The organism is Flavobacterium aquidurense (assembly GCF_031458035.1).
In the GTDB taxonomy this organism is placed as follows: Bacteria; Bacteroidota; Bacteroidia; order Flavobacteriales; family Flavobacteriaceae; genus Flavobacterium; species Flavobacterium aquidurense_C.
In genome coordinates, this window is sequence record NZ_JAVDXR010000001.1 from 753,472 (window position 1) to 766,589 (window position 13,118).

At 35.5% G+C, this 13,118-nt stretch carries 14 protein-coding genes; 6 read left to right on the forward strand and 8 right to left on the reverse strand.

Translation table 11 applies throughout. The features are described from left to right. Nucleotides 1-71: 71 nt before the first annotated feature. From hemF to hemA, 7 genes are all read right to left on the reverse strand, one after another. Nucleotides 72-974 (reverse strand): oxygen-dependent coproporphyrinogen oxidase, encoded by a 903-nt coding sequence (hemF, locus tag J2X17_RS03215; RefSeq protein WP_310294619.1) that lies wholly within the window; start codon nt 972-974, stop codon nt 72-74. Next, a complete protein-coding gene (locus tag J2X17_RS03220) occupies nt 964-1,515 on the reverse strand; it encodes a GNAT family N-acetyltransferase (protein ID WP_310294620.1) in 552 nt (183 codons plus the stop codon). The genes hemF and J2X17_RS03220 overlap by 11 nt, the downstream gene beginning before the upstream one ends. Before the next feature lie 2 nt (nt 1,516-1,517). Next, entirely contained in the window at nt 1,518-1,895 is a 378-nt protein-coding gene (locus J2X17_RS03225; protein WP_310294622.1) for a hypothetical protein, read from the reverse strand. Nucleotides 1,896-1,968: 73 nt separating this feature from the next. Next, complete coding sequence (gene hemE / locus J2X17_RS03230; RefSeq protein WP_310294624.1) at nt 1,969-2,997, reverse strand: uroporphyrinogen decarboxylase; 1,029 nt, start codon at nt 2,995-2,997, stop codon at nt 1,969-1,971. Nucleotides 2,998-3,045: 48 nt separating this feature from the next. Next, nucleotides 3,046-3,711: a uroporphyrinogen-III synthase gene (locus tag J2X17_RS03235; protein ID WP_310294626.1), complete on the reverse strand. Its 666-nt coding sequence runs from the start codon at nt 3,709-3,711 to the stop codon at nt 3,046-3,048. Next, nucleotides 3,711-4,634: a hydroxymethylbilane synthase gene (gene hemC / locus J2X17_RS03240; protein ID WP_310294628.1), complete on the reverse strand. Its 924-nt coding sequence runs from the start codon at nt 4,632-4,634 to the stop codon at nt 3,711-3,713. Before hemC ends, J2X17_RS03235 begins: the two co-directional genes overlap by 1 nt. A 107-nt stretch (nt 4,635-4,741) precedes the next feature. Then, complete coding sequence (hemA, locus tag J2X17_RS03245) at nt 4,742-5,992, reverse strand: glutamyl-tRNA reductase (protein ID WP_310294630.1); 1,251 nt, start codon at nt 5,990-5,992, stop codon at nt 4,742-4,744. A 227-nt stretch (nt 5,993-6,219) separates the two neighbouring features. Here hemA and J2X17_RS03250 point away from each other — a divergent pair, with 227 nt between their 5' ends. The 6 genes from J2X17_RS03250 (at nt 6,220) to J2X17_RS03275 (ending at nt 12,089) form a co-directional block, all read left to right on the forward strand. Next, nucleotides 6,220-7,092 (forward strand): helix-turn-helix domain-containing protein, encoded by an 873-nt coding sequence (locus tag J2X17_RS03250; protein WP_264552936.1) that lies wholly within the window; start codon nt 6,220-6,222, stop codon nt 7,090-7,092. 257 nt (nt 7,093-7,349) lie between these two features. Beyond that, on the forward strand, nt 7,350-8,363 hold the full coding sequence (gene hemH, locus J2X17_RS03255) for a ferrochelatase (protein WP_310294632.1): 1,014 nt from the start codon (nt 7,350-7,352) through the stop codon (nt 8,361-8,363). Between the two features lie 140 nt (nt 8,364-8,503). Next, nucleotides 8,504-9,043 carry a CopD family protein gene (locus tag J2X17_RS03260; protein WP_310294634.1) on the forward strand — a complete coding sequence of 180 codons (540 nt, stop codon included), beginning with the start codon at nt 8,504-8,506 and terminating at the stop codon, nt 9,041-9,043. Nucleotides 9,044-9,374: 331 nt separating this feature from the next. Beyond that, nucleotides 9,375-10,790, forward strand: a complete 1,416-nt coding sequence (locus J2X17_RS03265; RefSeq protein WP_310294688.1) for an ATP-binding protein — start codon at nt 9,375-9,377, stop codon at nt 10,788-10,790. A gap of 10 nt (nt 10,791-10,800) precedes the next feature. Then, nucleotides 10,801-11,583 carry an enoyl-CoA hydratase/isomerase family protein gene (locus J2X17_RS03270; RefSeq protein ID WP_310294636.1) on the forward strand — a complete coding sequence of 261 codons (783 nt, stop codon included), beginning with the start codon at nt 10,801-10,803 and terminating at the stop codon, nt 11,581-11,583. Between the two features lie 107 nt (nt 11,584-11,690). Further along, nucleotides 11,691-12,089, forward strand: coding sequence for a hypothetical protein (locus J2X17_RS03275; RefSeq protein ID WP_310294637.1), 399 nt, complete (start codon nt 11,691-11,693; stop codon nt 12,087-12,089). Nucleotides 12,090-12,374: 285 nt separating this feature from the next. On the opposite strand, the gene J2X17_RS03280 is transcribed toward J2X17_RS03275, so the two are convergent. Continuing rightward, a complete protein-coding gene (locus tag J2X17_RS03280; protein WP_310294639.1) occupies nt 12,375-13,028 on the reverse strand; it encodes a metal-dependent transcriptional regulator in 654 nt (217 codons plus the stop codon). Between the last annotated feature and the right edge of the window lie 90 nt (nt 13,029-13,118).

Consider the following 13,118-nt stretch of genomic DNA (forward strand, 5'->3'; position numbering starts at 1 on the left):
CCCGATGGGGTTTGTCGGAATAGATTTACAACATTGCTATAGATATACCGTCCCGATGGGACTAAATTATTTTAAATCCATTCACGAGGATTTTCCAGCACATTTACCAATTTTTCTTCTTCACTTCCTGCTTCTGCATGATGATCGTAAACCCATTGTACATGAGGTGGTAAACTCATCAAAATACTCTCAATTCTTCCGTTGGTTCTTAAACCAAATAAAGTGCCTTTGTCATGAACTAAATTGAATTCGACATAACGGCCACGACGGATTTCCTGCCAATTCCTGTTTTCAGGTGTATAGGATAAATTCTTTCTTTTCTCCACAATCGGAACGTAAGCTTCTAAGAAACTATTCCCAACTTCAGAAACGAAATCAAACCAATCTTCCATCGACATTTGCTCATTTGCTTTGCAATAATCAAAGAACAAACCGCCAATTCCGCGGGCTTCGTTTCGGTGCGCATTCCAAAAATAAGCGTCGCATTGTTTTTTATATTTTGGATAAAACTCCTGATTATGTTGGTCACAAGCTGTTTTACACGTTTGATGAAAGTGAGTTGCATCTTCTTCAAACAAATAATAAGGCGTTAAATCTTGTCCTCCGCCAAACCATTGTTCGATTACTTTTCCATGTTCATCATACATTTCAAAATAACGCCAATTCGCATGAACCGTTGGTGTCATCGGGTTTTTCGGGTGTAAAACCAAACTTAATCCGCAGGCAAAAAAGTCAGCTTCGCCAACACCAAACATCTTTTGCATCGATTCAGGAAGTTTTCCATGAACAGCTGAAATGTTTACACCTCCTTTTTCGAAAACGGCACCGTTTTCGATTACACGTGTTCTTCCGCCACCGCCTTCCGGGCGTTTCCAAAGATCTTCACGGAATTTTGCGGTTCCGTCAACAGCTTCTAATCCTGTACAGATTTGGTCTTGTAAGTTTTGTATGTATGCGTAAAATTTATCTTTCATGAGTATTGTATTCTGATTTTAGCAATCCGAAATAAACAGAGTTTTGCAATTTGCCATCACCATTTCTAAATTCGTCTCGTAATATTCCTTCTTGTTTAAAATTGTGTTTTAATGCAATTCGTTGACTTGCCAAATTAATTTCTGAAGTGCAGATAAAAACCTTATTCAGATTCAATTCGTTGAAACAAAAGGCAAGCGCATCTGAAACCATTTTTGAAGTGATTCCTTTTCCCTGATAATCTTCATCGACAAAATAGCCTAATTCACATTTTGAAATGCGGTAATCAATGGTTTTTACACACAAATAACCAATTAAATCGTTGGTTTTGATATCCCTTGCATAAAAATAAAAACCTTCACCATTTTTTTCTTTAGTTCGGCTAACTGCCAGAAAATCTTCTGCTTTTTTTAATGAATCAGAATTGGCCAAAGTCACCGGAAAAGTTTTTCCAATATGATTTTTGTTCTTATCGATGAGTTTGTAAAAGTCTTCGGCAAGAACATGATTAATTCGGTCTATTTTGCAATCTGTAAAACTCATTTTTATTTGTTTTTAGCCGAAGCGATTTTGGCGTTTATTCCAAAAGAAAACACTTTGCTTTCCTGCTGGATATATTGATAAATGCACAAAGATTTAGTTTCAAAATTATAGTTTTCAGCTTTTGAAAATTCCATTAAAAAGTCTGCAAACTGTTCTAATTGATTAAAATCTAAATGACAGCGAATCAATAGAGTTATCAATTCTTCATTAGAATAATCAACTAAAGTCTGAATATTCAATCCGAATTCCTTTAATTGATTTTCTACATCAAATTTTTCATCATCGGTTAAAGGCTGAGGTACAAAATCAAGAGAGCGCAATGTTTTCAGGACATTGTCAATTCTGATTGCTTCGTCATCTCTTAGGCCTTTGTTGAGCATTTTTTTGAGTTGTTGGTTGATTGTTATTGGTTGATAGTTGAGATTCTAACAACTATCAACCAATAACTATTAACTATTTTACTCCGTATTCCTTCACCGCATCAATAAACGCTTTCGCATGATCTACAGGGATATTTGGTAAAATTCCGTGACCTAAATTTACGATATATTTGTCTTTTCCGAACTCGTCGATCATTTCGTGAACCATTTTCTTGATGGTCGGAATTGGGGAAAGTAATCTTGAAGGGTCAAAATTTCCTTGTAAAGTAACGTTTCCACCAGATAAATAACGAGCATTTCTTGCCGAACAAGTCCAGTCAACACCTAATGCCGAAGCTTTACTTTTACCCATTTCGCCCAAAGCAAACCAACATCCTTTTCCGAAAACAATAACCGGAGTAACTTCAGCCAAAGCATCGACAATCTGGTTGATGTATTTCCATGAAAATTCCTGATAATCAACAGGAGAAAGCATTCCTCCCCAAGAATCAAAAATTTGAACGGCATTCACTCCCGCTTTTACTTTTTCTTTTAAATATAAAATGGTAGTGTCTGTTATTTTTTGTAATAAAGTATGTGCTGCTACTGGGTTTGAAAAACAAAAACCTTTTGCAGTATCAAAACTTTTAGAACCTTTTCCTTCAACAGCATAACAGAAAATTGTCCATGGAGAACCAGCGAAACCAATTAATGGCACTTCGTCGTTCAACATTTCTTTAGTCAATTTAATGGCGTCAAAAACATAACCTAAAGTTTCATTAACATCTGGAACGTAAACTTGATTTACCTGTTCCATGGTACGAATCGGATCTGGAATAATTGGTCCTAGATTGTCTTTCAATTCTACGTGAATTCCCATTGCGCGTGGCACAACCAAAATGTCAGAGAACAAAATGGCAGCATCCGGAGCAATTCGGCGAATTGGCTGAACAGTAATTTCTGCTGCTAATTCTGGAGTTTCACATCTTGTGAAAAAGTCATATTTATCACGTAAAGCTCTGAATTCCGGTAAATATCTTCCAGCCTGACGCATCATCCATACTGGCGGACGTTGAACAGTTTCTCCTTTTAATGCTTTTAAAAATAGGTCGTTTTTTAACATGTTTTTTATTTTAGGTGCAAAGTCACAAAGGGACAAAGTTGCAAAGGTTTATTTATATTCTTCAATTACGTCTTCAATTACGTCTTCAACCGTTGGCTGATCTGCGATGATGATGTTTTTGGTAATTTTATGTAAAGCGTCTGCGGTGGTTTCTCCAATGCAAAAACACGTTTCTTTTTTGATGGTGTTGTCTTTCAAATAACTTTCAACGCCTGACGGACTAAAAAATAAGATCGCGTCAACGGCAGTTTTTATTTTCTGAGGTGTTAATGATGTATCGTAAACCTGAATTTCATTGAATTTTACGTCGGCATCTTTTAAAGCTTTTGGTAAAGTTTCTCTTCGAAGGTTTCCACTGAAAAAAGTAAAGCTTTCTGAGCGATAAATCAAAGTGATGATTTCGGCTAAATCTGATGCATAGCCTGTATAAGCCACCACATTAAATCCATTTTCAGATAAAAGAATTTTAGTTTTTAAACCAACGCAAAAAACGTTTTTACTTTTTAGTTCTTCCGCTTTTGTATGAGATAAAATACTGTGAACGGCATTTTGACTGGTGAAAATCAAATTTTCGTTGAGGTCTTTTAGTTCGAAAGATTTATTTTGAGTCTGAATGAAATCGGCGTCAATAACATCAAAATTAGCATCAGTCAATGCTTGTTTTTGTTCGCTCGTCAGCTTTTTTGTGGATAATATCTGAATTGATTTTGCCATTATTTTTTTAAAGATTCTTTAATAGATTGCATCAACTCGGTTCCGCCGTTGTTTAGAATTTCCTGTGCAGCGAAAAATCCCAATTTTTTCCATTCTGAAATAGCAACGGTTTTGTCGATTTCCAGTTTTTGTTTTCCATCAACTGAAAGCAAAACACCTTGAAAATGTAAAGTGTCTTCATCTTCGTTATAAGTGACTAAAGCTCCAATTGGCGCTGTACAGCCGCCTTCAAGCGTTCTCAAAAACTGACGTTCTATATACGTACAAATTTCAGTTTCAATATGGTTTAATTGCGAAAGTGCGTCTAAAGTATAATTGTCATTTTCCATCGCCACAACAAGCATTGCTCCTTGCGCCGGTGCCGGAATCATCCAATCTAAATTGATATAATTTTCTGGTTTTATGTTGATGCGCTCCAAACCTGCAGCAGCAAATACAGCTCCGTCCCAGTTGTTGTCTTGTAGTTTTTGCATACGGGTGTTTACATTACCACGTAAATCAACCACCGTATGGTTAGGATATTTATTGAACCATAAAGCCTGACGACGCAAACTTCCGGTTGCAATTGTACTTGGCTGATCAAAATTTGGATTTCCTTTGTGCACTAAAATGTCTAAAACATTGGCTCTCTCTAAGACCGCAGCCTGAACAATACCTTGCGGTAATGCTGTTGGAACATCTTTCATCGAGTGAACTGCAATATCGCAATCGCCGTTAATCATGGCAACATCCAGCGTTTTGGTGAAAATTCCGGTAATACCAAGTTCGTAAAGCGGTTTGTCCAAAATAATATCTCCTGTAGATTTTACTGCAATAATCTCGGTTTTATAACCCAAATCATTTAGTTTTTTCTCGACAGTATGTGCTTGCCAAAGTGCCAATTCGCTATCGCGAGTCCCTATTCTGATTATTTTTTCAGCCATGTTTTAATTTTTTTCCACCATATAAGTCATATAAGTAAATTTAAGCATTGCGTAAATAACTATATTAAATGAACTTATATGACTTATATGGTGGAAAATTTATGTTTTTAAGATGCTTTTATTTTGAAGACTTTTTCGATCCATTCGATGCTTTCATCGACCATGGTGTCGTCGTCTTTTAAGTGGTTTGCGAAATGTGTGGTGATTTTTTGAATGATTCTGTTGCTGATGATTTCAGCCTGAGCTTCATTAAAATCAGTGATTTTTTTGCTTTGGAAGTTTAATTCTGAATCTTTAATCGCGTTCAGTTTTTCTTTTAAAGCATTGATTGTTGGGGCAAATTTTCTGCCTTTCATCCAAACCACAAATTCTTCTTTGATTTCTTCAATGATTGCTTCTGCAGCCGGAATGTGTAATTTTCTGTTTTCCAATGTTTCATCTGTCAATTGTGACAAATAATCCATGTGGATTAAAGTAACGCCTTCTAATTCCTCAACGTTTTCATGAACGTTTTTCGGAATAGATAAATCTAAAATCAATAAAGGTTTTTTAAGATTTAAGATAGCCTTATCTACCGTTGGGTTTTGTGCGCCAGTAGCGACAACCACAACATCAGCTTTTTGAAGTTCTAAATGAAGTTCCGAATAATCTTTAACAATCAAATTTAGTTTTCCGGCTAATTTCTCAGCTTTGTCTTTCGTTCTGTTAATTAAAGTAATATGTTCGTTTTTAGTATGTTTTACAAGATTCTCGCAAGTATTTCTTCCGATTTTTCCTGTTCCGAAAAGTAAAATATTTTTATTTCCGATATCCTCTACATTTTTGATAATGTATTGAACCGATGCAAAAGAAACCGAAGTCGCCCCAGAACTGATTTCTGTTTCGTTCTTGATTTTTTTGCTCGCCTGAATCACCGCATTCACCAATCTTTCCATAAAGGTATTGGCTAAACCCATTGATTTTGAATGTGTAAAACTGGTTTTAATTTGAGATATAATTTCGAAATCGCCCAGAATCTGACTGTCTAAACCGGTTCCTACACGAAACAAATGATTAATAGCTTCCTGATTTTTATAAACGAATCCCACTTTTTGGAAAGCATCTACAGATCCGTTACTATTATCGCAAATAAGTTTTATTAATTGAAAAGGGTGTTCAGCAAAACCGAATATCTCGGTTCTGTTGCAAGTCGAAGTGACAATTAAACTTTCTATTCCCTCTGTTTTAGCTTGTTCCAGTAAACGAGTCTTCGCAACTACATCCAAACTAAATTGACCTCTTACCTCAGCATCAGCTTTTTTATAACTCAGACCAACTGAATAAAAATATAGGTGTTTCGGTACGTTATTGTTTTCCATAAATCCACTTTCATAAAAGTGCAACAAAATTATCATTATACCTTTTATAAAAGTAACGCTCAAAGTACTTTTTGTATCGCTACATGTTTTTTTGTTTCTAAACGACTGTTTTTATGCAAAAAGCATTATTTTTGTAGCAAAATCAAGTCGTTTGAAATGATTTGTTTAGAGTGATTCTAAATAAGATGTTCTAATTACTATGATTTTCGTTTCAAAAAAATATCGCTATGAGTTCTCAGGAAATTATTAAAATTGAAGACGACTTTACGCTTATCCGTTTTCAAAACGACAGTTTAGAACCGTTTTTTGGACAGCACGAAGTAGGTAGTGGTCTGATACAGTTTCACTTCGGAATAAAAGGCAATGCTAAATTTTTGTTCAATCAGGGCACTTACGCTTTAGATTTGAAGGAAGAAAAATCGTTGCTTTTGTATAATCCACAGAAAGAATTACCGCTGAATTTAGAACTCGCTCCAAATTCGTGGGTGATTTCAGTTATTGTATCAATAAAGAAATTTCACGCGTTGTTTTCTGCGGAAGCAGATTATATTACTTTTTTAAGTCCTGATAATAAGGACAAAAAGTATTATAACGAAGGAAATATAAGTCCTTCTATGGCTATTGTGCTAAGTCAGTTGTTTCATTATAATCTTCATCCATCGATAAAAAACCTTTATTATAAAGGAAAAGGATACGAATTGTTGAGTTTGTATTTCAATAGAACCGAAGATCCAAATGCAGAACAGTGTCCGTTTTTGATTGATGAAGATAATGTTTTGAAGATCAGAAAAGCAAAAGAAATCATCATCGCTAATATGGCCGAACCTCCGGGATTACAGGAATTGGCCGATGAAATTGGTTTGAATTTGAAGAAATTAAAAATGGGTTTCAAACAAATTTATGGCGATACGGTTTATGGTTTTCTATTCGATTACAAAATGGATTTCGCCCGAAAATTATTAGACAGCGGATCTTATAATGTAAACGAAGTAGGATTGAAAATTGGCTATAGCACCGGAAGTCACTTTATTGCGGCGTTCAAGAAAAAATTTGCCACAACGCCAAAGAAGTATTTGATGTCGATTAATACGAATGTTTAGATTTTTGTTAGCCACGACCCGAGCGATAGCGAACTGGCAAAGCAATTCACGAATTTAATCTGCGAACATCTGCTTTAATCTGTATAGATCTGCGTGAAAAATTTCACGAATTATCAAAATCAATTTTAGATATTCAACAATAATAAAAAAGTAATAATTATCATATTTCTAAAAAGTAGCAAGTTCTACTTTTGCCGAAAATTAAAACAAAAACAAAGCTTAAAGCCTAATGCTTAAAGCCTAAAGCAAAAAAAATAATGAAAGGCGTATTATTAGTAAACTTAGGATCTCCAGAAAGTCCAACTACAAAAGATGTAAAACCGTACTTAGACGAATTTTTAATGGATAAATACGTGATCGATGTTCCGTATTTGTTGAGAGCATTTTTAGTTCGTGGTATTATCCTAAGAAAAAGACCAGAAGAATCAGCACATGCATACGCTAAAATCTGGTGGGAAGAAGGTTCTCCGTTAGTGGTGCTGTCTGAAAGAATGCAGAAAAAAGTACAGCCTTTGGTAAACGTTCCAGTTTCTTTGGCAATGCGCTACGGAAGTATGACTATCGAAAAAGGATTGCAGGAATTGCACGATAAGGGAGTTACTGAAGTGATGCTTTTTCCGTTATACCCACAATATGCAATGGCTTCGACTTTGACTATTTTGGTTAAAGCTGAAGAAATACGTAAGAAGAAATTCCCACACATGACTTTTACTGATGTTCCTGCATTTTACAACAAACCGGATTACATCAGGAATTTGGCTGATTCAATTCAGAAACATTTAATAGGGTTTGATTATGATCATTTATTATTCTCGTATCACGGAATTCCGGAGCGTCATATTCGTAAAACCGATGTAACCAAATCACATTGTAAAATTGATGGTTCTTGTTGTAACACGCCTTCGCCGGCGCATGATTTCTGTTACCGTCATCAATGTTATGAAACAACCAGACAAGTCGTAAAATTATTAAGACTTCCTGCTGATAAATACAGTCTTACTTTTCAATCGCGTTTAGCGGGAGACAAATGGCTGGAGCCTTATACGGATGTTGAAATTGATAACATGCCAGCAAAAGGTATCAAGAAATTGGCGGTGGTAACTCCAGCTTTTGTGTCTGATTGTTTAGAAACTTTGGAAGAAATCGCCATGCGCGCCAAAGAAGATTTTGAAGCAAAAGGTGGTGAAGAATTCTTGGCAATTCCATGTTTGAATGATGATGATGAGTGGTGCCAGACGGTGAGTAACTGGATTAATGAGTGGACTAAATAGTAGAAAATAGAGTCAAGAATAAAGAATAAAGAATAAAGAATAAAGAGTCAAGAGTTAAGATTGTTGAGCATAAGTCAACTTTAAAAAAAACTTGAAACTTGAAACTTTAAACCTGAAACCTGAAATCTGAAACAAAAAGTATGGAATATTATAATTATCTAAAATCTCTTCATCTTATTTTTGTAATAACCTGGTTTGCGGGATTGTTTTATATTGTACGTTTATTCGTTTATCAGATTGAAGCGAACGAAAAACCATCTCCCGAAAAGGAAATTTTGCAGGCGCAATACAAAATAATGACGTATCGGTTGTGGTACATTATTACATGGCCGTCTGCAATTTTGGCTAGTATTTTTGCTTTTTCATTACTTTACCTGAATCCGGGATTAATTTATTTGGATTATATGCAGGTTAAATTTGGTTTCGTTTTTGCACTTTATTTATATCATGCAAAATGCCATCAGATTTTTAAACAATTGCAAAATGATGAGGTAAAATATTCCAATAATTTCATGCGTTTATGGAATGAAGGAGCAACAATTATCCTTTTTGCTGTTGTTTTTTTAATAATTGTAAAAAGCGCCATCAACTGGATTTTCGGCGTAATCGGGATTATATTGTTCTCGGTTTTAATTATGCTGGGTTTTAGATTCTACAAGAGAATTCGCGAGAAGAAATAGTAAAAGTTTGCCACAAATTGCACGAATTTTCACGAATTGATTTGATTTTATAGCCACAGATTGGCAGGATTAAAAAGATTTTTTTACTGAGTTTAGAAATCCTTAAAATCATGCTAATCTGTGGCAAAAAGAATAATTAGTGTAAATTCGTGAATTGCTTCACCAGTTCGCTTTCGCTCGGGTCGTCGCAAAAAAAATATTCAGTCGCAGTTTTCAGTCACAGTTTTTCCGCTCTGACACTGAAAACTGCGACTGTGACTGAAAACCAAAATTTATGCAAAACAACTTCAAAATGTCGATGCTTTCACTCCGAACCAGGATTTTCCTGTCGATGATTGTATTGATTGTTGTGGCATCTTTTTTATTGGCTTCGATCTCCATTATTCAGTTTAAGAATGAAGCCAAAGAATACCATCAGGAACGTTTAGAACGTAAAGAAAATGCCGTAAAAGAACATATCAATTATGTGCTTTCTACCACAACATATCCGCTTAAAACAGCCAATTTAGATTTAATTTTTAAGGATAAAATCCATGAATTGGCTCAGATCCACAAAATCGAAATCAATATTTACAGTCTTGACGGAAAACTGCTAAAATCTTCTAAAGAATCTTTTGCGGTTGATAAAGTTGCACCGCCAGTTCCGGATTATATTTTAAAATTAGTTAAATCGTCTATCGAAAAGCGTTTTGTAGACATTAAAACCATCGACGGAATCAAAAACAGATCGTCTTATAGTTTGATTAAAGATGAAAAATTTAAACCACTCGGAATTCTAAATCTTCCGTATTTAGAAGATGATGGTTATTACGACAACGAGTTAAATACTTTCCTGATTCGATTAAGTCAGGTATATTCTTTTATGCTGCTTGTCGCGTTTGCATTAGCATACTTCCTTTCAACCTATATTACAAAATCACTTAAAACGATTTCAGATAAATTGGAAGAAACCAATCTTGATCAGAAAAACGAGAAGATTGTTTTAGAAGCCAATAGTAAGGAAGTGAACTTTTTGATCAAAGCTTATAATGGAATGGTCGATAAATTAGAAACCAGTGCCATAAAATTAGCACAAAGTGAGCGTGAAGAAGCCTGGCGTGAAATGGCAAAACAAGTGGCCCACGAAATCAAAAATCCGCTTACGCCGATGCGATTAACCGTGCAGAGTTTTCAGCGCAAGTTTGACCCGACAGCGCCAGATGTTAAGCAGAAACTCAACGATTATTCCGAAACCTTAATTCAGCAAATTGATACCATGACGGCTGTGGCTTCGGCATTTTCAAATTTTGCTTCAATGCCGGCTCAGCAAAATGAAACACTGAATGTTGTTGAGGTTGTCGAACTTTCATTGGATATTTTCAACGAAGATTATATTGTTTTTGAGAGTGAAGAACAGGAAATCATCTCCAAAATGGATCGAACGCAATTGATTCGTGTGATTACCAATTTGGTTAAAAATGCGACGCAGGCGATTCCGGAAAGTCAATTTCACAAATCAATTTTGGTTACTGTAAAACGCCGAAATAATAATGTTGAAATTGCAGTAAAAGACAACGGAATTGGAATTCAGAAGCAAGATATCGGCCGAATTTTCGAACCAAAATTCACCACCAAAACCAGTGGAATGGGTCTTGGGCTCGGAATTATAAAAAACATCATCGAAAATTACAAAGGAACAATTACCTTTGAATCAACTTACGGAAAAGGAACCACATTTAGAGTTTCCTTGCCTATCACAAACTCATAAAACCACAGTCATGAACTACGAAAATCTTTTAATTTCGATTGAAGAAAAAATTGCCACCGTAACCATAAATAGACCTACAAAACTGAATGCGTTGAACAAAGCAACCATCAGCGATTTGAATAAAGCCATTAAGTTATTAGGAAAAAATGATGAGGTTCGCGTTATCATTTTAACCGGAAGCGGCGAAAAAGCTTTTGTGGCAGGAGCCGATATTTCAGAGTTTGCAAATTATAATGTTGTTGAAGGAGCACAATTAGCTGCCGAAGGACAAGAATCACTTTTTGATTATATCGAAAATTTAAAGAAACCCGTAATTGCTGCCGTTAATGGTTTTGCACTTGGTGGCGGATTAGAATTAGCAATGGCTTGTCATTTCAGAGTAGCTTCAGACAATGCAAAAATGGGATTGCCGGAAGTAACTTTAGGATTAATTCCTGGTTATGGAGGAACACAGCGTTTACCACAATTAGTTGGGAAAGGACGTGCGATGGAAATGATTATGACCGCTGCCATGATTTCTGCCGAAGATGCGAAACAATACGGTTTGGTAAATCACGTAGTGCCTCAGGCTGAGCTTCTTGAATTTACGAATGGAATCGCTCAAAAAATCATTAAAAACGCACCTTTCGCTATCGGAAAAGCGATAAAAGCCATTAATGCAAATTTTAAAGATGGAAAAGATGGTTTCGAAACCGAAATAAAATCATTCGGAAAATGTTTCGGAACACAGGATTTTAAAGAAGGAACCACAGCATTTTTAGAGAAAAGAAAAGCTGAATTTACAGGGAAATAGAATTATACCACAGAGTTACACAAAGATTTGCACAGAGATACACAAAGAATTTAATCTTAGTCCCGAAGCTTCGGGATAGCATCTCAGAACCTTAACACCTTAAAAAAATGTACGAACCAATATTTGCTCTTTTTTGCGAACGCGTCAAAGAAAGCATCCAAAGCGGCACTTTTGCCAAACTTACACTAGCGAAAACCATCGGCGATACCGAAATTAAAAACATTTACTTCCGATTGGTTTTAAATGAAGATAATACGTTTTCTATTTCATTAACGACTCGTTACAAAACGGAAGAAATCGAAAGTATTCACACTTTAGAGGAAGCTTTATTGGTTCTGGGAACGTATATTAAAAATCCGTTTTTGACGGCACTTTTGTTTACGACTGATAACGATGTCACTTTCAAAGTAAACAAGAAAAACGCCGGAAGCATTATCGAACAAGAACCAACATTTAAAAATGCTTCGCCCGTAATGTTAGAAATGATAGAGAAGGGGATAGTTTAGTTTTTAGGAGCTAATCCCGCAATCCGTTACAAACGAAGTTCACTGAACTCCAATTTAAATAAATGTAAAGTGAAGTAATCTTTTGCTTATTAATGAAAAAAGCAAAAGCATTTCCACTTCTATCAGGGCTAGATAGGGCATTCAATTTGTCAGACTGAGCGAAGTCGAAGCCCCGTTCGCTGAATCACTTTGCGGGACTTCGACTTCGCTCAGTCTGACAAAAAATATAAAAACTTTGTGTATCTCTGCGAAAACTCTCCGTGAATCTCTGTGGTATACCCCGCTCTACACCAGCTTCACAAACAAATTAGAAGCAATTTTATTAGAAATAGATAATTCCTTTCCATCAACCTTGATTTTAACAGATAAATCAAAAGATTCTTTAGAAAGAAATTCGATTTTAGAACCCAAAGCAATTTCCTGTTTGTCCAGATATTTCAGAAAATCGGAAGAAGTATCTTTAACGCCAACACAAACACCAATTTGACTTTCATTAAGTTCGGAAAGCAAGTGTTTTTCAATCTTAACAATACGTCCATTGGCATCCGGAATCGGGTCACCGTGCGGATCTTCCGTAGGATTTCCAAGAAAATCATCCAAACGGTTAATCAATTGTTCTGATTTGATATGCTCTAACTGTTCCGCAATATCGTGAACCTCATCCCAACTAAAATTTAATTTTTCCACCAAAAAAACTTCCCACAAACGATGTTTTCGAACAATCATTTTAGCTGCTAGTTTACCGTTTTCAGTCAAAGAAACACCTTGGTATTTTTTGTAATTTACTAAATCTTTTTCCGAAAGCTTTTTCAGCATGTCTGTTACAGATGAAGCTTTGGTTTCCATCATTTCCGCTATGGAATTAGTGCTAACTTCGGTTTCTAGTGAAGCGGTTAAATGATATATGGCTTTAAGGTAGTTTTCTTCTGAGAAAGTCATTTTTTTCTTTTTGAGGGACAAAGGTTCAAAGGGACAAAGGTTCAAAGGGATAGATGTTCAAAGTAAAAAACCTTTGTCCCTTTGCAACTC